General features: G+C 70.5%; 14 protein-coding genes. 8 read left to right on the forward strand and 6 right to left on the reverse strand.

What is annotated here, in order from left to right:
- Positions 1-17 precede the first annotated feature (17 nt).
- Both IF55_RS04915 and IF55_RS04920 read left to right on the forward strand, forming a co-directional pair.
- On the forward strand, positions 18-1,061 hold the full coding sequence (locus tag IF55_RS04915; RefSeq protein WP_030875829.1) for a LacI family DNA-binding transcriptional regulator: 1,044 nt from the start codon (positions 18-20) through the stop codon (positions 1,059-1,061).
- Between the two features lie 64 nt (positions 1,062-1,125).
- The gene (locus IF55_RS04920; RefSeq protein WP_078643670.1) at positions 1,126-2,136 is read left to right on the forward strand and encodes a phosphatase PAP2 family protein; all 1,011 of its coding nucleotides are present in this window, start codon (positions 1,126-1,128) and stop codon (positions 2,134-2,136) included.
- 126 nt (positions 2,137-2,262) lie between these two features.
- Here IF55_RS04920 and IF55_RS04925 read toward each other — a convergent pair whose 3' ends face one another.
- Positions 2,263-5,298, reverse strand: a complete 3,036-nt coding sequence (locus IF55_RS04925; RefSeq protein WP_030875835.1) for a bifunctional [glutamine synthetase] adenylyltransferase/[glutamine synthetase]-adenylyl-L-tyrosine phosphorylase — start codon at positions 5,296-5,298, stop codon at positions 2,263-2,265.
- Positions 5,299-5,583: 285 nt separating this feature from the next.
- Here IF55_RS04925 and IF55_RS04930 point away from each other — a divergent pair, with 285 nt between their 5' ends.
- The 3 genes from IF55_RS04930 to IF55_RS04940 all read left to right on the forward strand — a co-directional run bounded on the left by IF55_RS04930 (position 5,584) and on the right by IF55_RS04940 (position 8,792).
- Positions 5,584-6,984: an NADP-dependent succinic semialdehyde dehydrogenase gene (locus IF55_RS04930; RefSeq protein WP_030875837.1), complete on the forward strand. Its 1,401-nt coding sequence runs from the start codon at positions 5,584-5,586 to the stop codon at positions 6,982-6,984.
- 276 nt (positions 6,985-7,260) lie between these two features.
- Positions 7,261-7,581, forward strand: a complete 321-nt coding sequence (locus IF55_RS04935) for a hypothetical protein (protein ID WP_030875841.1) — start codon at positions 7,261-7,263, stop codon at positions 7,579-7,581.
- Between the two features lie 89 nt (positions 7,582-7,670).
- The gene (locus IF55_RS04940; protein WP_030875843.1) at positions 7,671-8,792 is read left to right on the forward strand and encodes a hypothetical protein; all 1,122 of its coding nucleotides are present in this window, start codon (positions 7,671-7,673) and stop codon (positions 8,790-8,792) included.
- 416 nt (positions 8,793-9,208) lie between these two features.
- Here the strand turns inward: IF55_RS04940 and IF55_RS39180 are convergent, their stop codons facing one another.
- From IF55_RS39180 to IF55_RS04950, 3 genes are all read right to left on the reverse strand, one after another.
- Positions 9,209-10,009, reverse strand: a complete 801-nt coding sequence (locus IF55_RS39180) for a hypothetical protein (RefSeq protein WP_157854259.1) — start codon at positions 10,007-10,009, stop codon at positions 9,209-9,211.
- A 156-nt stretch (positions 10,010-10,165) separates the two neighbouring features.
- Positions 10,166-11,245 carry a DUF262 domain-containing protein gene (locus tag IF55_RS04945; RefSeq protein ID WP_211269942.1) on the reverse strand — a complete coding sequence of 360 codons (1,080 nt, stop codon included), beginning with the start codon at positions 11,243-11,245 and terminating at the stop codon, positions 10,166-10,168.
- A 256-nt stretch (positions 11,246-11,501) separates the two neighbouring features.
- Entirely contained in the window at positions 11,502-12,863 is a 1,362-nt protein-coding gene (locus IF55_RS04950; RefSeq protein ID WP_030875849.1) for a glutamine synthetase family protein, read from the reverse strand.
- 296 nt (positions 12,864-13,159) lie between these two features.
- Here IF55_RS04950 and IF55_RS04955 point away from each other — a divergent pair, with 296 nt between their 5' ends.
- Together IF55_RS04955 and IF55_RS04960 are read left to right on the forward strand one after the other, a co-directional pair.
- On the forward strand, positions 13,160-15,208 hold the full coding sequence (locus IF55_RS04955; RefSeq protein WP_078643673.1) for a collagenase: 2,049 nt from the start codon (positions 13,160-13,162) through the stop codon (positions 15,206-15,208).
- A 117-nt stretch (positions 15,209-15,325) separates the two neighbouring features.
- Positions 15,326-16,033, forward strand: coding sequence for a GntR family transcriptional regulator (locus tag IF55_RS04960; protein WP_037962739.1), 708 nt, complete (start codon positions 15,326-15,328; stop codon positions 16,031-16,033).
- Positions 16,034-16,240: 207 nt separating this feature from the next.
- On the opposite strand, the gene IF55_RS04965 is transcribed toward IF55_RS04960, so the two are convergent.
- Together IF55_RS04965 and IF55_RS04970 are read right to left on the reverse strand one after the other, a co-directional pair.
- Positions 16,241-17,131: an alpha/beta fold hydrolase gene (locus IF55_RS04965; protein WP_030875856.1), complete on the reverse strand. Its 891-nt coding sequence runs from the start codon at positions 17,129-17,131 to the stop codon at positions 16,241-16,243.
- A gap of 63 nt (positions 17,132-17,194) precedes the next feature.
- Positions 17,195-18,025 carry a DUF998 domain-containing protein gene (locus tag IF55_RS04970; protein WP_078643676.1) on the reverse strand — a complete coding sequence of 277 codons (831 nt, stop codon included), beginning with the start codon at positions 18,023-18,025 and terminating at the stop codon, positions 17,195-17,197.
- Positions 18,026-18,293: 268 nt separating this feature from the next.
- Here IF55_RS04970 and IF55_RS04975 point away from each other — a divergent pair, with 268 nt between their 5' ends.
- Positions 18,294-18,749: a DUF6153 family protein gene (locus tag IF55_RS04975; protein ID WP_030875861.1), complete on the forward strand. Its 456-nt coding sequence runs from the start codon at positions 18,294-18,296 to the stop codon at positions 18,747-18,749.
- Positions 18,750-18,835: the final 86 nt, after the last annotated feature.

Consider the following 18,835-nt stretch of genomic DNA (forward strand, 5'->3'; position numbering starts at 1 on the left):
CGGGACAGCCCCCGCCCATGACCGCCCGGCTCGCCGACATCGCGGCCCAGGCGGGGGTCAGCGAGGCGACGGTGAGCCGGGTGCTCAACGGGAAGCCCGGCGTCGCGGCGGCCACCCGCCAGTCGGTGCTGGCCGCGCTCGACGTGCTCGGCTACGAGCGTCCGGTGCGGCTGCGGCGGCGCAGCGCCGGGCTCGTCGGACTGATCACCCCCGAGCTGGAGAACCCGATATTCCCCGCGTTCGCGCAGGTCATCGGCCAAGCCCTGACCCGCCGGGGATATACGCCGGTGCTGGCCACCCAGACACCCGGCGGGTCCACAGAGGACGAGCTGACGGAGCTGCTGGTGGACCGGGGGGTGGCCGGGATCATCTTCGTCTCCGGGCTGCACGCGGACACCACCGCCGACCCGCAGCGCTACGAGCGGCTGCGCGCCCAGGGCGTCCCGTTCGTCCTCGTGGGCGGCTTCTCCTCGAAGGTGCGGGCCCCCTTCGTCTCCCCCGACGACCGGGCGGCGGCCCGGCTCGCCGTCACCCATTTGGCGGCATTGGGCCACCGCCGGATCGGGCTGGCGCTGGGGCCCCGGCGCTTCGTGCCCGTACAGCGGAAAACGGAGGGTTTTCTGCGGGGCATGGCGGACGAACTGGGGGTGCCCGCCGTCGAGGGGGAGCGGCTGGTCCAGCACTCGCTGTTCACCCTGGAGGGCGGGCAGGCCGCGGCCGGCCACCTCATCGACCGCGGCTGCACGGCGGTGGTGTGCGCGAGCGACATGATGGCGCTCGGCGCCGTCCGGGCCGCCCGCCTGCTCGGTCTACGGGTGCCTCGGGATCTGTCGGTCGTCGGTTTCGACGACTCTCCCCTCATAGCGTTCACCGATCCGCCGCTGACCACCATCCGACAGCCGGTGCGCCCCATGGGCCAGGCCGCCGTACGGGCCCTGCTGGAGGAGATAGGGGGCGCCCCCGCCCCGCACAGCGAGTTCGTCTTCCTGCCGGAACTGGTGGTCAGGGGGTCGACGGCGGCCGCCCCGCAGGGGTCGGGACCGCCTCTGGGACGACCTTGAAAGGGGGTAAGAACCGACCTGGGGATGATCTGCGCTTCGGCTCCGTCTGGCAGACTGTATTCCTATGGGTGAAGCGCACGTGAGGACTCCGGAAGGCCGATCGGCCACCCCGCCACCCATCGAGGAGCGCGAGGGCCGACCGGCGGAGGACCGCACGCTCCTGAGGCGTCTTCGCTCCCCGCGCAGGCCCCGTCTCTGGTTCGAGATCCTGCTGATCGCCGTCAGCTACTGGACGTATTCGCTGATCCGCAACGCGGTCCCGGAGCAGAAGGCCAAGGCGCTCGACAACGCCGACTGGATCTGGCAGGTCGAGCGGACCCTGCACATAGCGGTCGAGGACACCATCAACCGCGCCGTGGACTCGGTGACGTGGCTGATCGTGGGCATGAACTACTACTACGCCACGCTGCACTTCATCATGACCATCGGTGTGCTGGTGTGGCTCTACCGCCGCCATCCCGGCCGGTACGCGGCGACCCGGCTGGTCCTCTTCGTCACCACCGCCTTCGCCCTCGTCGGCTACTACTTCTACCCGCTCGCCCCGCCCCGGCTGATGAACGGCGTGCCCTTCATCGACACGGTCGTGGTCCACCACACCTGGGGCTCGATGGCGTCGGGCAACCTCGCCGACATGTCCAACCAGTACGCGGCGATGCCGTCGATGCACATCGGCTGGTCCACGTGGTGCGGCATCACCATCGCGATGCTGGCGCGGCCGCTGTGGGCGAGGATTCTCGGCGCGCTCTACCCGGTGGCGACGCTGGCGGTCATCGTCTCCACCGCCAACCACTTCTGGCTGGACGCGATCGGCGGGCTGATCTGCCTGGCCGTGGGGTTCGCGGTCGCGTACGCCTGGTACGGGGCGTTCCCGTACCGGCTCTCGCGCCAGGTGGCGAGCCGGCCGGTGGCGAAGGCGGCCCCCAGGCCCAAGCCCCGGCCCACGCCCGGGGTCGGGCCGGAGCCGGCGCCCGGCGCGGCCGCGGTGGGTGCGCGGGGGAAGGCCGGGGAGCCGGCCGCGGGGACCGCCGCCGAGCGGGCCGCCGCCAGAGCCGCGGCCAGGGCCGAAAGCCGATAGCGGCCGGGGCCGTCACCAGGGCGGAGCCGGTAGCCGGTGACGCCGGGACGCGGCAGCCGCCGGGGCCGGCAGCGGGCGGCGCCGGGGCCCATAGCCAGTAGCCGCCCCCGAGGGGCCGCTTCCCCCTCAAGCCCCGTAGAACACCTCTTCCACCACCGCGCGCGCCCTGCGGGTGAGCCGCCGGTAGTCCTCCAGCATGTCCCCGACGTGCCCCGGCTCGTACCCGAGATAGCGCCCCACGGCGGCCAGCTCGCGGCTGTCGCCGGGGAACGTGTCGCCGGGGCGGCCGCGTACCAGCATCACCGCGTTGCGCACGCGGGACGCCAGCATCCACGCCTCGTCCAGGGTCTGCGCCTCCTCCGCCGGTACCAGCCCGGCGGCGTGCGCGGCGGCCAGCGCCTCGCGGGTCCGGGTGGTGCGCAGCCCCGGCACCTCCCAGCCGTACCGGAGCTGGAGGAGCTGCACCGTCCACTCGACGTCGGAGAGGCCGCCGCGGCCGAGCTTGGTGTGGGTCGTGGGGTCCGCGCCGCGCGGCAGCCGCTCGGTCTCCATCCGGGCCTTGAGCCGCCGGATCTCGCGCACCGCGTCCTCGCCGGGCCCGCCGGGGGGGTAGCGCAGCGGCTCCACCAGCTCGATGAACCGCTCGCCGAGGTCCGCGTCGCCGGCCACCGGCTCGGCCCGCAGCAGCGCCTGGCTCTCCCACACCAGCGACCAGCGCCGGTAGTAGGCCGCGTACGACGCCAGGGACCGCACCATCGGCCCGGCCTTGCCCTCCGGGCGCAGGTCGGCGTCGACCAGCAGCGGCGGGTCGGAGCTGGGGAGCTGGAGGAGCCGCCGCATCTCGGTGGCGACGGCGAAGGCGGCCTTCGCGGCCGTCTGGTCCTCGACGCCCTCGCGCGGCTCGTAGACGAACAGGACGTCCGCGTCCGATCCGTAGTTCATCTCCCGGCCGCCGAACCGGCCCATGCCGATGACCGTGAACCGGGCGGGCAGCGTGTCGCCCCACTCGGCCCGTACGGCGGCGCGCAGGGCGCCCGCGACGGTCGCCGCGGTCAGGTCGGACAGGGCCGCGCCGGTCGCGTCGAGGGCTTCGCCGGGGTCGGTGCGGGCCGGGACGCCCTCGGTGCCGTACGCGCCGATGAGGTCCGCGGCGGCGGTGCGGAACATCTCGCGGCGCCGCACGCCGCGGACCGCCGCGACCGCCTGCTCGGCGCCGTCGGCGCGGCCGACGGCCGCCAGCGCCTCCTGTTCCAGGCCGGCCCGGCCGCGCGGCCGCAGCCCGTCGGGGGCGCCGAGCAGGGCGACCGCCTCGGGGGCGCGGAGCAGCAAGTCGGGGGCGAGGCGGCCGGCGGAGAGCACGCGGGCCAGGTTCTCGGCGGCGGCGCCCTCGTCCCGCAGCAGCCGCAGGTACCAGGGCGTCTTGCCCAGGGCGTCGGAGACCTTGCGGAAGTTGAGCAGCCCCGCGTCCGGGTCGGCGGAGTCCGCGAACCAGCCGAGCAGGACGGGCAGCAGCGTGCGCTGGATGGCGGCCTTGCGGGTCACGCCGGAGGACAGCGCCTCCAGGTGGCGCAGGGCGGCGGCCGGGTCCGCGTACCCCAGGGCCTCCAGCCGCTGGCCGGCGGCCTCGGCGCTGAGCCGGGTCTCGCCGGGTTCGAGCTGGGCGACGGCGTCGAGCAGCGGCCGGTAGAAGAGCTTCTCGTGCAGCCGGCGCACCTCGCGGGCGTGCCGCTTCCACTCCTTGCGCAGGTACTCGACCGGCTCCACGCCGCTGGGCCAGCCGAACGGCCGGGCCAGGGAACGGCCGAGGCGCCGCAGGTCGGCCTCGTTGTCGGGGACGAGGTGGGTGCGGCGCATCTTGTGGAGCTGGATGCGGTGTTCCATGGCGCGCAGGAAGCGGTACGCGGCGTCGAGCGAGGCGGCGTCCGCGCGGCCCACGTAGCCGCCGGCGGCGAGCGCGGCGAGGGCGGCGAGGGTGTTGGCGCGGCGGAGGGTGGCGTCGGTGCGGCCGTGCACCAGTTGCAGGAGCTGTACGGCGAACTCGACGTCGCGCAGCCCGCCGGGGCCGAGCTTGAGTTCGCGGTCTATCTGGGCGGCGGGGATGTTCTCGATGACGCGGCGGCGCATCTGCTGCACGTCGGGGACGAAGTTCTCGCGCTCGGAGACCTGCCAGACCAGGGGGGTGACGGCGTCGATGTACGCGCGGCCCAGTTCGGCGTCGCCGGCCATCGGGCGGGCCTTGAGCAGCGCCTGGAACTCCCAGGTCTTCGCCCACCGCTGGTAGTACGCGAGGTGGCTGGAGAGGGTCCGCACCAGCGGCCCGTTGCGGCCCTCGGGGCGGAGGTTGGCGTCGACGGGCCAGATGGTGCCCTCGGCCGTCACGTCGGAGCACAGCCGCACCAGCCGGGCGGCGAGCCGGGTCGCCGCCTGCACGGCCTTGGACTCGTCGACGCCGTCCCTGGGCTCGGCGACGAAGATGACGTCCACGTCGGAGACGTAGTTCAGCTCGTGGCCGCCGCACTTGCCCATGCCGATGACGGCGAGCCGGGCCGCGGCGGCGTCGGTGGGCTGCTCCTCCGAGGCGATCTCCAGGGCGGCGAGCAGGGTGGCGGTGGCCAGGTCGGCGAGTTCGGCGGCGGTCTCGGCGACCTCGGTGGTGCCGCACACATCGCGGGCGGCTATGCCCAGCAGGGCGCGGCGGTAGGCGGCGCGCAGCGCGTCGGGGCGGGGCCGGCCGGCGCCGCGCTCGCCCCAGATGCCCTCGGCCAGCTCGCGCTCGAACTCGGGGGTGGTGGGGTGCAGGTCGGCGGACTCGTAGGTGACGAGGGAGTGCCAGTCGGCGGGGTGGCGGGCGAGGTGGTCGCCGAGCGCCTCGGACGCGCCGAGCACGCCGATGAGCCGGTCGCGCAGCGGTTTGGCGGTGATGAGGGTGTCGAGGAAGGTGCGCCGGTCGTCGTCCTCCTGCGCCTCGACCATGCGGACGAGGCCGTGCAGCGCCAGGTCGGGATCGGCGGCGGCGCCGAGCGCGTCGAGGAGGACGGGGTCGGCGCGCACGGTGGAGAGTTCGGGGGTGTCGAGCAGCCGCTCGGCGCCGGCGGGGTCGGTGAACCCGTAGCGCACCAGCCGGCTGAAGGTGGAGCTCCTGCGACCCTGCGGTACGGACATGCCGCCGCCTCCCGTCCGTCGAACGCCGCACTCGTCACCGGCCGCTCGCGATCAAGGGCCGGTACGAGCCTACTGGCGGCGGGCGGCCGGGGCGGGCGGGGGCACCGTACCCATACACCGTAAAACCCTGGTGAAGCCGGGGTGGCGGGGCGCGCCGTATTGCGCGGGGGCCGGGCGCGCTGCAAGGTCGAAGGGGCGCGGAGGCACAAGAGCCGCGGAGCCACGAGAGCCGCAGAGGCACAAGAGCCGCAGAGCCACGACCGGCCGGCGCACGGAAGGAAAGCCATGCCCATCGCGACGGTGAACCCCACGAACGGCGAGACGCTCAAGACGTTCGACGCACTGGGCCCGGAGGAGATCGAGCGACGGCTGGCCGCCGCCGAGTCCGCGTTCCGCCAGTACCGCACCACCAGCTTCGCCGAACGCGCCCGGCTGCTGAGCCGCGCCGCCGACCTGCTGGAACAGGACGCGCGGGACGTCGCCCGGACCATGACCACGGAGATGGGCAAGCCGATCGGCGCGGCCCGCGCGGAGGCCGCGAAGTGCGTCAAGACGATGCGCTGGTACGCGGCGCACGCCGAGGGGCTGCTGGCGGACGAGCACCCGACGGACGCGGACGTACGGGACTCCGGCGCCACGCACGCGCGCGTCCACTACCGGCCGCTCGGCGCGGTGCTCGCCGTGATGCCGTGGAACTTCCCGCTCTGGCAGGTCGTACGGTTCGCCGCCCCGGCCCTGATGGCGGGGAACGTGGGCCTGCTCAAGCACGCCTCGAACGTGCCGCAGACCGCGCTGTACCTGGAAGACCTCTTCCGCCGCGCCGGGTACGCCGAGGGCTGCTTCCAGACGCTGCTGGTGGGGTCCGGCGCCATCGAGGCCATCCTGCGCGACAAGCGGGTCGCCGCCGCGACGCTCACCGGCAGCGAGCCGGCCGGCCGCTCCGTCGCCTCCATCGCGGGCGACGAGATCAAGAAGACCGTCCTGGAACTGGGCGGCAGCGACCCGTACGTCGTCATGCCGTCCGCCGACATCGAACGGGCGGCGGCCACGGCGGTCACGGCCCGCGTCCAGAACAACGGCCAGTCCTGCATCGCCGCCAAGCGCTTCATCGTCCACGTCGACGTCTACGACCAGTTCGTGGAGCGTTTCACGGCGGGCATGCGGAATCTGACCGTCGGCGACCCGATGAGCGACACCACCGACGTGGGCCCGCTCTCCTCCGAACAGGGCCGCGCCGACCTGGAGGAGCTCGTCGACGACGCCGTACGCCACGGGGCGCGGGCGCTGTGCGGCGGACAGCGCCCCAAGGACCTCCCGAACGGCTGGTTCTACGAGCCGACGATCCTCGCCGAGATCACCACCAACATGCGCATCCACCGCGAGGAGGCGTTCGGCCCCGTCGCCACCCTCTACCGCGCCGGCAGCCTCGACGAGGCCATCACCATCGCCAACGACACGTCCTTCGGCCTGAGTTCCAACGTCTGGACCCGCGACGCCGCCGAAGTCGACCGCTTCGTCCGCGACCTCGAAGCCGGCGGCATCTTCTTCAACGGCATGACCGCCTCCCACCCCGCCTTCCCCTTCGGCGGCATCAAACGCTCCGGCTACGGCCGCGAACTGGCCGGCCACGGCATCCGCGAATTCTGCAACGCCACCACGGTATGGCACGGCACAGGCCCGAACTGACCGCCGGGGCGGGGTGTGGGCCGGAGTGATCAACTCCCCTTGTACACATGCCATGTAAGTACATGTCGGGTGCCTGTGGCCGCTGATACGTTCGTGACGTGACGTGAGTTCACTTCCGTCAGGAGGCGCACGATGTCCACACCTACACCGGGGCCGACGCCGTCACCCAGTGTCATGCCCCCTCCGGCACCACCCGGTAGCGCCCGGCACGACCCGCACCCGGCCCCGCATCCGTCCCCGACACCGTCCCCCTCCCCCGGCCCCTCACCGCATCTCGTGCCACCCTGGGGGAGCCCGCCCGACCTGGAGGTCTCGCACACGTGGCTGGAGCACCGGGCCGCGGACTGCGACACCGCGACGGAGACGCTCTTCCACACCCTGGGGCCGGCCGGTGAGGCATTCGGCGCGCTGGCCGCTGCGGCGCCCGGCTGGAGCTTCGTGCACAGCGTCGACGACATGAAGAAGCGCTGGGAGAAGCTCAACGGCCTCGTGCGCGGCCGGCTGGGCGAGGCGGCGGACAACTTCCGGCTGAGCGCGGGCGAATACAGCCGGATCGACCACGACCGCGCGCGGGACTTCCGCCAGATCACGGGCTGACCCCAGAGGCACGGGGGCCGGGAAGGCAGACCGGCAAGGCAGAGCGGGGCGCGGCCCCGGAACGCGGACAGACAGACGGGGGGGACCGTGTGATCACCGTTTCTCAGCTCGCCCAGCTCGACATCGACGCGCTGGAAACATTCGCGGACGACTGGGCGGCGATCCACCGCAAGATCAAGTCGGCGCGTACGGAATTCCACGACGACGTGGTACGGGCACTGCGCCGCGACCACTGGCGCGGAGAGGGCGGGAAGGCGGCTCAGCGCCACTGCGAGCGGATGGTGCTCGATCTCGACGCGCTCGACGCGGAGGTGCGCAGCCTGCGCTCTTACATGGACGTGGAGGCCGACGGGAAACACGGCCGTGGCGGACTCAAGGGGCTCAAGGGACACCAGCGCACGGTCGCCGAGCTGATCCAGCAGGCCTTGGACGCGGGCATGACGGTGAACGACACGGGCCAGGTCACCTGGACCGAGATGCGCGCCCCCGGACCGCTCTCGCCCACCGAACAACGGCACATCGAAGAGCGCGACGCGAAGGCGGCCGACTTGGAGCGGAAGATCGAGGCGGAACTACGGGCCGCCACGGAGACGGACGCGCAACTGGCCCGCGACCTCAAGGTCATCTTCGGTACGCCGGACAACTTCGAGACGGAGAGCCGGAAGCACGGTATCGACGACGCGGGTCTCCACGACTGGTGGGTGTTCAAGCAACTGGAAACGGTCGAGGCGGGCATGCGGACCATCGAGCACTGGGGGAACGCGTCCGAACTGCTCTTTCACTACCTGCACGGCGACGGCAAACCGTACGAGGTCGACCCGAACACGATGCTCGACGATGTTCCGGCGTTCCGGCACGATGTCGACCACACGCTGGACGGCGTGCGCAAGAAGCCGGACGGCGCGTTCAGCACCCCATGGACGACGACCGCGCCGAAGATAAAGGACGGGGGTTCCAGCATGGACTGGTACTACGCCCTCAACCACTTCCAGTACCGGACGGTCGGCGAGAAGCGGAACGGACACATCACCTACCGTGTCGAGGTGAAGAAAAGGTACGACTGGGGCATACCCAGCGAGCACCGCCGCAGCGTCTCCGGGGCGCACGGCCTGTTCAACTTCGAGCAGGCCGACATCGCCCGCCTCAACTCCACGGGACTGGCCCACGACTTCGATGTGCACGGCCGTTCCCGCGAGATGGGCACGAAATGACCCGGCGCCGCCAAGACCCCCGACCCGCACCTGACAGGAGTTGACCGCAGCGCATGCCCACCCCTCGGAAGGCGCGGGTCGTGATCGCCGTGCTGGCGGTCGTCGGCGGCGTGGTCGTCGTCTGGTTTCTGCTCGCTCTGACGGCCGTGCTGCGGGATCCGCCGCATCCGTGAGTCAGCGGGCGTCCAGGTCGATCCGGATCGTCAGCAGGTTGGTGCCGAAGGCTCGGACCGCGGCGCTGTTGAAGCGGGGGGGGGGTGAGGTGGGGCTCGTGTGTCCTCGTTGTCCTACGCAGGAGAATTCCAGCCTGATCAGAACGATGTCTTGCGCGCACCAATGCGACCCAAGGCAGTGGAAAGAATTCGAAGGCAAGCACACTAGCGTGCGTACCACAGATAGCTCTCGAAAGCTCACGTCTACATCAAATCAGTTGCCACCCACGAGATTGGCAATCCACGCTCGTCCCTCATCACAACTGGCTCATACTCTTTCGCGGCATTCCTCAGTGCTTTCTTCAGGGCATCCTCCGGATCACTACTGATCCTGACCGCTCTTTTTGCACCCTCACGTCGTTCGACGTACCCTTTAGGGCCAAGATCGATGAATCTAATATTCACTCTCTCGGAAACCTTTACTTTCTTTATCAGGATATCCGGCTCCCCCTCCTTCAACAAACGCGCGGCGCGACTCGCCACAACATCGAAACCCAGTGCAGTAGCAATCGCCTGGGAACAGAATGTCTGAAGATCACGCGGCTGTGTATTGGCGTCAGCATTGTGTGCCGCCTCGTGTCGCAGACGCATCGATTGATCGTAGGCAGGTTTCAACGGCATGCTTCCTGCGCCGCACCGCCGGGCGATTAGCGTGATCTCATTCCAGGCATCTGTAGCCTGGAACGCAGTCAAGATTTGCACGATCTCACTACTACTAACATTTGATCCTGAATACCCAAGGCTGTATCGGCTAAGCTGCAGAGCCCCTGAGGCCGTACTAGCCACGTGACGCCCGGCTTCCTGCAACAAAGCTATGGGATCCTGGCCCGAATTTTTCGCCATTTCCGCCCTAGCCCTGGCGGATTTCATCGCACCCATTGTGGCGGCATTGCGTAGAAATTCAGGTAAATCAGAAAAATGCACCACTGTACGACTAACGGCGTCCAATAGGTCCTCGGTGCGCCCTCTGATGAAATCCTCAAGTGAAGTAAACCCCACCACCATGAGGCCGTTCCTGAGCAACCGGGCACGATTATTATGCGCCACGTCCGTAAGAACCCGGTCTACGAGATAAGGATCCGCTACCGCTTGCTCAATTGTCGTGATCCTCTGAAGGAACGATTCGCGTGACGAAAGAGACACCATGAACCCCCGTAGACCTCAGAAGGACTGAACTAGCTGCAACACCTTGCCAATTCGGTAGGCGACGCGCGATGGAGTATTGGTCGACAGACGAACGGCCTCGTTGAACGCCTTGTCAGTAAATAGGTCTCGCGTTTCCTGGATGACTTCCGCACTCCGTGCAGCCAGCGAAGAAATTCGCTTGTCGTCCACCAGGCTGACCGCTACCATCTGCGCGTCATACATGCCCGCGAGCATTTGATCGCGCCACCCCGCACCCTCTGGTCGCTTAAAGGCGAATTCACCCCAGATTCTCTCGCACGCGTCGAGCGCTCTCAGGAAGGTGTCGCGCAATTTACTAACCTCCCGCAGGTTCATATTCATATTGGCCTCCATGTACGTATCCATAGAGACCCTGTAGTCACCAGAAAATTCCTGCCACTGCTCCAATAGAACAAAGAAGCGAAGAACCACTTCAGCGTCTTGCATAAGATTGTAGGCAGAAGACCTGTTGTCTCGAATCTTCAAGTGACGCCGAAGGAACGGAGCTTCAGACAACTCCATCAATAGGTCATTCAAAGGCCCACGATAAATGACATTCCTGATCTCTTGAGCATTCAGCGGCTCCCCTCCCGAGTTAAGTCGATGAAATACTTCATATTTTGTCGACCTATCCGACTGCCTCAGAATAGTAATCGCGCGGATGTAAGGACGCACCCTCAGTGCATTCTGCAGCTCGCTTGGAAGATCCGAAAACTTAAGCCCATTAATCTCTTCGAAACGAACAAGCTGAGCGAGAGGGAAAGCGTCAGACATGAAGTCGCGAATAGCCGTAATTCGTTGCTTTCCGTCGATCACGGAATAACTTCCGTAATCATCCTCCGACAGATATACTGGAGGAACCGGAACATTCATGAGGAACGACTCAATGAGAGCCGATTGCCTGCGCTGATCCCAGCGCTCCCGCCTTTGAAAAAGCGGAGCAACGTCAATGGCGCCAGTCTGCGCCATTTGCGAGATCGTCTCCAAGGAGAGGTCGGAAGCTTGAATTACCAAGGCGTCTTGAGAGCTTTTAAACTTCTTCACGATGCCTGATTCGTTCGCCATGCCATCACCCATCCCTCGCGCGTAGGGCCCTCAACCGGCCCCTACGCCTCGTCTGATGCTCGGCCTAGAGGGCCAGACCAGAATCATTGCACCCTTTCGATCCACCGGTGTACCCATAGTGAGAGCTGCGACGCCGATTCGCCTGCAGCCGATCCCATCGGATGACGGGCCACGAACGGCCCAGCACCCACGGCACGCATCAGGGCCGCCGGTCTGAGACCGGCGGCCCTGATGCTATGAAGCGTTACGAAACTGCTCTGACCTGCGTCTACAGCACCGGCAGCATCTTGCGCAGTTCGAAGGCGGTGACCTCCGAGCGGTACTCCTCCCACTCCTGCTTCTTGTTGCGGAGGAAGAAGTCGAAGACGTGCTCGCCGAGGGTCTCGGCGACCAGTTCGCTGCGCTCCATCAGCTCGATGGCCTCGCCGAGGTTCTGCGGCAGCGGCTCGATGCCCATGGCGCGGCGCTCGGAGTCGGACAGGGCCCAGACGTCGTCGTCGGCCCCGGCCGGCAGCTCGTACCCCTCCTCGATGCCCTTGAGGCCCGCGGCCAGCAGGACCGCGTAGGTCAGATAGGGGTTGGCGCCGGAGTCGATGGAGCGGACCTCGACGCGGGTGGAGCCGGTCTTGCCGGGCTTGTACATCGGCACGCGGATGAGCGCGGAGCGGTTGTTGTGGCCCCAGCAGATGTACGAGGGGGCCTCGCCGCCCGCGCCCGCGGTGCGGTTGGCGCCGCCCCAGATGCGCTTGTACGAGTTGACCCACTGGTTGGTGACGGCGGAGATCTCGGCGGCGTGCGTGAGCAGCCCCGCGATGAAGGACCGGCCGACCTTGGAGAGCTGGAACTCCGCCCCGGACTCGTAGAACGCGTTCCGGTCGCCCTCGAAGAGGGAGAGGTGGGTGTGCATCCCGGACCCCGGGTACTCCGAGAACGGCTTCGGCATGAAGGTGGCCTGCACGCCCTGCTCCAGCGCGACCTGCTTCATGACGAGCCGGAAGGTCATCACGTTGTCGGCGGTGGAGAGCGCGTCCGCGTACCGCAGGTCGATCTCCTGCTGGCCCGGCGCGCCCTCGTGGTGGCTGAACTCGACCGAGATGCCCATGGATTCGAGCATGGTGATGGCCTGGCGGCGGAAGTCCATGCCGACGTTCTGCGGGGTGTGGTCGAAGTAGCCGGAGGAGTCGGCGGGCACCGGGCGGGTGCCGTCCACCGGCTTGTTCTTGAGCAGGAAGAACTCGATCTCCGGGTGGGTGTAGAAGGTGAACCCGAGGTCGGAGGTCTTGGCGAGGATGCGCTTGAGGACGTAGCGCGGGTCCGCGTAGGAGGGGGAGCCGTCCGGCATCAGGATGTCGCAGAACATCCGGGCGGTGCCCGGGGCCTCGGCGCGCCACGGCAGGATCTGGAACGTGCCGGGGTCCGGCTTGGCGATCATGTCGGACTCGTAGACCCGCGCGAAGCCCTCGATGGCGGAGCCGTCGAAGCCGATGCCCTCGTCGAAGGCCTGCTCCAGCTCGGCGGGGGCGACGGCCACGGATTTCAGGAAGCCGAGCACGTCGGTGAACCACAGGCGCACGAACCGGATGTCGCGCTCCTCCAGCGTACGAAGCACGAACTCCTGCTGCTTATCCATAGTTCCCTATCCTCGCCGGTCAATCTGCCCGTTCACCAGTGCCGCGGCACCGCGGTGGCACACCAGTATCACTCCCTCGGGTGTCCGGCGCGTTTCACGGCATGCCCCCGGTTTCGTTCTGATTGCCGCCGGGGCGTTCGCCGGGCGGCTCGCGGCGGTTCTGCCGTCGTTTTTCGGCCGCTCTCCGGTCGGCGTTCTCCCGTCGCCGACGCCTTCCCAACTCCCAGTGCGATGTGAAATTTTACATGCCACACACTCACGTGTGCATGACAAGCCAGCCCCCTGGGAGGCAGCACATGCGACCCCGTACCGTGCACAGACGCCTCGGCCGGCTCACGGCCCTCGCCGCCGCCCTCTGCCTGGGCGGCGGCCTCCTCACGGGCCCGGCACAGGCGGTGACGGCGGCCCCGGCCACCGGTCAGGTCGCCAGTTCGGGCAGCGGTCCGGTCTCCGGCCCGGGCAGCGGCCCCAGCCCGTCGGACGGGCAGGCTCACACCGCCCCGTACGGGCAGTCCCCCACCGCCTCGTACGGGCAGCCGGCCGGCCCCTCGTACGGACGCCCCCGCACCCCCGCCGACCGACCGCCGCTCGCCGACCCCGCCGACGTACGCGACCGCGAGCACACCCCGCGCTCCGCCCCCGTCGACCACCCCCGTCCCTCCATGGCGGGCCGCTCCCCCGCCCGGCCCGCCGCCGCCTGCGACGTCGCGGACTTCACGCGGAACACCGGCGGCGCGCTCGTCGCCAAGATCAAGGCCGCCACGACCGACTGCGTCAACACCCTCTTCGCCCTCAGCGGCGCCGACGCGCGCGGCGCGTTCCGCGAGGCGCAGATGACGACCGCCGCGTACGCCCTGCGGGACGGCTCCGCCGCGTACCCCGGCAACGGGACCACCGGCCTGCCGCAGCTCGTGCTCTTCCTGCGCGCCGGGTATTACGTGCAGTGGTACCACTCCGGCGACACCGGCCCGTACGGCGCGGCCCTGCGGACGGCGATCCGCTCCGGCCTCGACGCGTTCTTCGCCGCGCCGCGCTCCCGCGATGTGACCGACGCCAACGGGGAGACGCTCGCCGAGGCCGTGACCCTCATCGACAGCGCCCAGGAGAACGCCCGCTACCTGTACGTCGTCGAGCGGCTGCTGAAGGGGTACGACAGCTCGTACGACGCCTCGTGGTGGATGCTGAGCGCCGTCAACAACGTCTACACCGTGCTCTTCCGGGGACACCAGGTGCCCGCGTTCGTGACCGCCGTCGAGCGCTCCCCCGCCGTGCTGTACACCCTCTACGAGTTCGCCGCCACCCACCTCGATCTGCTGGGCGGCAAGCGGAGTTACCTCACCGCCAACGCCGGGCGGGAGCTCGGCCGCTTCCTCCAGCACGCCTCGCTGCGCGAGCGGGCCCGCCCGTACGCCGTGGACCTGCTGCGGCGCAGCGCGATCACCGGCCGCACCGCGCCGCTGTGGGTCGGCGTCGCCGAGATGGCCGACTACTACGACCGGGCGGCCTGCGCGCAGTACGGCGTCTGCGACCTCCAGAAGCGGCTCACCGACGCGGTGCTCACCGTCCGGCACACCTGCGGACCGAGCATCACCGTCCGCGCCCAGCAGATGACCGCCGCCGAACTCGCCTCCACCTGCGCCAGCCTGAGCGGACAGGACGCGTTCTTCCACGGCGTCGCCAGGGACAGCGGGCCGGTCGCTGACGACCGCAACACCACCATCGAGGTGACCGTCTTCGACTCCGCCGCCGACTACCAGACGTATGCCGGGGCCATCTACGGCATCGACACCAACAACGGCGGGATGTACCTGGAGGGCGACCCCGCCGCGGCCGGCAACCAGCCGCGGTTCATCGCCTACGAGGCCGACTGGCTGCGGCCGGACTTCGCGATCTGGAACCTCAACCACGAGTACACGCACTACCTCGACGGCCGCTTCGACATGTACGGCGACTTCGACGCCGGGGTCTCCACGCCGACCGTCTGGTGGATCGAGGGCTTCGCCGAGTACGTGTCGTACTCCTACCGGAAGGAGCCGTACCGCGAGGCCGCGGCGGAGGCCGCGAAGCACACGTACAAGCTGAGCACGGTGTTCGACACGGCATACGGCGACGACACCACGCGCGTCTACCGGTGGGGGTATCTCGCCGTCCGCTATCTGCTGGAGAACCACCGCGCCGACGTCGACGCGGTCCTCGCCGCCTACCGTACGGGCGACTGGCAGGGCGCCCGGCGCCACCTGACCGAGACCATCGGCACCCGCTACGACGCCGACTGGGACCGGTGGCTCACCGCCTGCGCGGCGGGCGGCTGCGGTACGGGCGCGGGGGCCGGGGCGGGGCGCTGACCTTCGGGACCACCGCGGCGGCCGGCTGGCCGGCCTGTTCGTCCTGGGCTCTGTTTCGGTACGCGCGTTAAATGCGAAGTTATAATCGCCGGGCCGAGCCTAGGACGGAGGGCCGCTGTGGGCGAGCTGCGCCGGCACGGTCCGCTCCTCGTCCAGGAGCGGCTGCGCGACCAGGTGGCGAACGCCCTGCGCGCCGCGATGATCGCCGGCGAACTCCGCGTCGGCGCCGTCTACTCCGCCCCCGCCCTCGCCGCCGAACTGGGCGTCTCCCCCACGCCCGTACGCGAGGCGATGCTCGCGCTGGCCCGGGAGGGGCTGGTCGAGCCCGTTCGGAACAAGGGCTTCCGGGTCACCGAGCTGTCCGAGCGGGACCTCGACGAGTACACGGAGCTCCGCGCCCTCATCGAGGTGCCGACGGTCGGGCGGATCGCCCGTACCGTGCCCGCGGAGGAGCTGGAAGCGCTACGGCCCGTCGCGCGGGAGATCGTGACGGCCGCGGCCCGGCACGACCTGATCGGCTACCTCGACGCCGACCGCCGCTTCCACCTGCGACTCCTCGCCCTCGCGGGCAACGAACGACTCGTCGAGGCCGTCGGCGAACTCCGCAAACGCGCCCGCCTCTACGGGCTCACCGGCCTCGACCGCAGCGGCACCCTCGTCGCCTCCGCCGAGGAACACCTCGAACTCCTCGACCTCCTCATCGGCGGCGACGCGCCGGGGGCGGAGGCGTGCATGCGGCGGCACCTGGGGCATGTCCGGTCCCTCTGGTCCGCGGGAGCCTTGCCGGCTGTTCCTGAACCACGGTCCCTGCCGGACGGGGGCTGACGGGCCGCTTTCGCGGGGGCGGGGCGGGGCTGGCCGGGGCGGACGGGGCCGTATGCCGACTGCGGGTGCGTCGTGGCTGGTCGCGCAGTTCCCCGCGCCCCTTCGGGGCCCGGGCAGAAGTCGGGTTGGGGTGGCAGCGCCCCTTCGGGGCCCGGGCAGAAGTCGGGTTGGGGTGGCCGCGCCCCCCTTTCGGGGTCCGGGCTGGGGCTACGCCCCCGGGGTTTGGGAGGGGTTTGATTCTCGGGTTGGGGTTACGGACAGGACGGCGTCGGCTACGGCTTGGGGGCGGTCGAGCATGAGGAGGTGGCCGGCGGGGGCCACGGTCTCGAAGCGGGCGTCGAGGAGTTCGGCGAGCCGGCGCTGGCGGTCCAGCCAGCGGCGTTCGAACCAGGAGCCGTTGCCGTGGGAGGCCGCGAGGACCGCGACGGGTACGGGCGGGAGCGGGCGCTCCGCGCGCAGGGCGATGAGTTCGGCGGCGACGTCGCGGTAGCGGGCGTTCTCCAGCAGGACGGCGCGCGCCACCCGGCCGCTCCCGTAGCAGCGGCGCAGCAGGTCGTCCGGGGCCGGGTCGGTGCGGCGCATGGAGGTGGCCCGCACCGTCAGCCGGCGCAGGGTGGGGCCCAGGGCGCGGGGCAGCCCGGCGGCGGTCACGGCGCGGCCGCGGGCCCGGGCCGCGGCCGTGCGCAGGTCACGGGCGGGGGCGGGGCTCGGGTCCTCCTCGACGCTGCCGTCGACCAGGACGACCCCGGCGGTGCGTTCCGGGTGCAGCCGGGCGAACGCCTCGGCGTGGAAGGCGGCCAGGGAGTGCCCGACCACCGTCGCCGGGCCCGGCAGCCCGAGCGCGTCGAGCACGCCCGCCACCCGGTCCGCCTCGCCCGCGGCGGTCGGCGGGTGCGGGGACGATTCGCTGAAGCCGAGGCCCGGCCGGTCGAAGCGGACCACGGTGCGGTGCTCGACGAGCAGCGGCACCACGGGGTCCCAGTCGAACCAGCCCATGCCGAGCCCGCCGCTGAGCACGCATACCGGCCCGGCGCCCTCGCTCAGCACATGCAGGGCCACTCCATCGACACGCACCATCCGCCCGGGCGGCCGCTCCATGGTCTATCCCCTTCGTCGTCCGCCCGTCCCAGCGCGGGATATCGCGGATCTCGTCGCGCGTCGTCAAACGTCCTTCCCACGGGCTTCGTTCCCGCGGGCCTCGTTCCCATGAGCCGCCTCGCCACGGGTCGCCTCGCCACGGGCCTCGGTCCCGCCGAGCACGTCGCCGCGGGCGACGTGCGCGCACAGCACCGCCAGCCAGAGCGCGACCAGCAGCACCTGCGCCCGCTGGCCGGCGCCCAGCAGCCACGTCCCTCTGCCCGCTTCGAAAGCGGCCACCGCGACCAGCGTCCAGGCCGTGGCGGCCAGTTCGGCCGCCGCCGGCGCCGGGCCGAAGCGGGCGAGCGGCGTGCCCCGACCGTACCGGCGGGCGGCCACGGTCAGTGCCACCACTCCGATCAGCGCGCCGGTCATCGCCAGACTGCTGCTGATGGCGTGCGCCGTGTGGGTGGCCGGCACGAGACCGGCGGTCTCGCGGGCCGCGCACTCCGGGTCGACGGTGGGCGCGCAGCTCAGCGGCAGCCGCGAGTCGGCCGCGGTGGCCGCGCCGAAGAGCAGCAGCCCGGCCCAGCCCGCCACGGGCCACGGCCGCCGCTCGCGGCCGGTCAGCGCGGCGCCGGCGGCGAGGAACACCGCGGCCCCGGCGACCAGGTCCGTCGCGCGGAAGATGCCGCCGAGCGGCTGGTCGACGGCGGCCAGCTCGCTGACGTACGTACGGACCGGGTCGAGGCCGGTCGCGATCAGGACTTCGAGCACCCATGCCGTGTACGCGACCGCCCCGAGCAGGAGCAGCACCGCCACGGCCCGTGATCGGGTACGGCTACGGGCGCGGGTTCCCGTACCGGCCTCCCCTGAGCCGCCGGGCCGGGTGGTTTCGCCTCCGGGTCCGTCCATGGCGCGGTGTCCTAGCGGGCGTCGGTCACGGCGGGGCGTGCGGGCGTACGGAGCCGTGCGCGGGTCCGGGCCCCCGCTCGTACGACCGTACGGAGCCGGGCGCGCGGCGCTCCCGTGCTGGTCATGGGGCCCCTTTCGGCGAGCCGGAACGTCCCCTCTCATGATCCGGCCCCGCCCGCGCGTATGCCCGCCGGCCACCGCGCCGGGCAACCGCCCGCGTTCCGCCATACCCCTTGGGGGTAGGGTGCCAGGCGTCGGAGGGAGCGGGATGTACGGACGGCGAGGGGTCACCGCCTGGTGCGGGCGGCTGCTGCTGTTCGCCGCCCTGCTGCTCGGCATCGTCACGATGCACACGCTGGGCCACCCCGCCGAGCACGGCGCCCCGGCGGCTTCGGCCCACAGCGCCGGCCACCGCGCCCCCGCCCCCGCCGCCGCGACGGAGGGGCACGGGTCCCCTGGCGCGGCCATGGCCGACGCCCCCGCCGACGCCCACTCCCCCACCCCCGCCGCCGTCCCTACGCACGGCGGCATGGACCCGATGTCCGTGTGCCTCGCGGTCCTCGGCGTCTGGGTGCTCGGCCTCCTCGTCGGACTGGCCGCGCGCGACCGCCGGGCCCATGCCACGGCCGCCGCGCCGCGCTCGCGGCTGCCGAGGGCGCTGTGGCCGATCCCGCCGCCACCACGCCACAAAGCCCTCGCCCGGTTGTCGGTGCTGCGCGTGTAGGAGCGCGCCCGGCCGCTTCCGCATGTCCGGAGCGGCCTGCGCGTCACGCGTCACCGCACGCACGCCACCGACATCCGACACCACAC

It is taken from the genome of Streptomyces varsoviensis (assembly GCF_000718635.1).
Classification (GTDB): Bacteria; Actinomycetota; Actinomycetes; order Streptomycetales; family Streptomycetaceae; genus Streptomyces; species Streptomyces varsoviensis.

Excerpts from the sequence above, each read along its gene's own strand:
- IF55_RS04915 (WP_030875829.1), top strand. The coding sequence starts at position 18 with ATGACCGCCCGGCTCGCCGACATCGCGGCCCAGGCGGGGGTCAGCGAG.
- IF55_RS04920 (WP_078643670.1), top strand. The coding sequence starts at position 1,126 with ATGGGTGAAGCGCACGTGAGGACTCCGGAAGGCCGATCGGCCACCCCG.
- IF55_RS04925 (WP_030875835.1), bottom strand. The coding sequence starts at position 5,298 with ATGTCCGTACCGCAGGGTCGCAGGAGCTCCACCTTCAGCCGGCTGGTG.
- IF55_RS04930 (WP_030875837.1), top strand. The coding sequence starts at position 5,584 with ATGCCCATCGCGACGGTGAACCCCACGAACGGCGAGACGCTCAAGACG.
- IF55_RS39180 (WP_157854259.1), bottom strand. The coding sequence starts at position 10,009 with ATGGTGGTGGGGTTTACTTCACTTGAGGATTTCATCAGAGGGCGCACC.
- IF55_RS04945 (WP_211269942.1), bottom strand. The coding sequence starts at position 11,245 with ATGGGTGATGGCATGGCGAACGAATCAGGCATCGTGAAGAAGTTTAAA.
- IF55_RS04950 (WP_030875849.1), bottom strand. The coding sequence starts at position 12,863 with ATGGATAAGCAGCAGGAGTTCGTGCTTCGTACGCTGGAGGAGCGCGAC.
- IF55_RS04955 (WP_078643673.1), top strand. The coding sequence starts at position 13,160 with ATGCGACCCCGTACCGTGCACAGACGCCTCGGCCGGCTCACGGCCCTC.
- IF55_RS04965 (WP_030875856.1), bottom strand. The coding sequence starts at position 17,131 with ATGGAGCGGCCGCCCGGGCGGATGGTGCGTGTCGATGGAGTGGCCCTG.
- IF55_RS04970 (WP_078643676.1), bottom strand. The coding sequence starts at position 18,025 with ATGGACGGACCCGGAGGCGAAACCACCCGGCCCGGCGGCTCAGGGGAG.
- IF55_RS04975 (WP_030875861.1), top strand. The coding sequence starts at position 18,294 with ATGTACGGACGGCGAGGGGTCACCGCCTGGTGCGGGCGGCTGCTGCTG.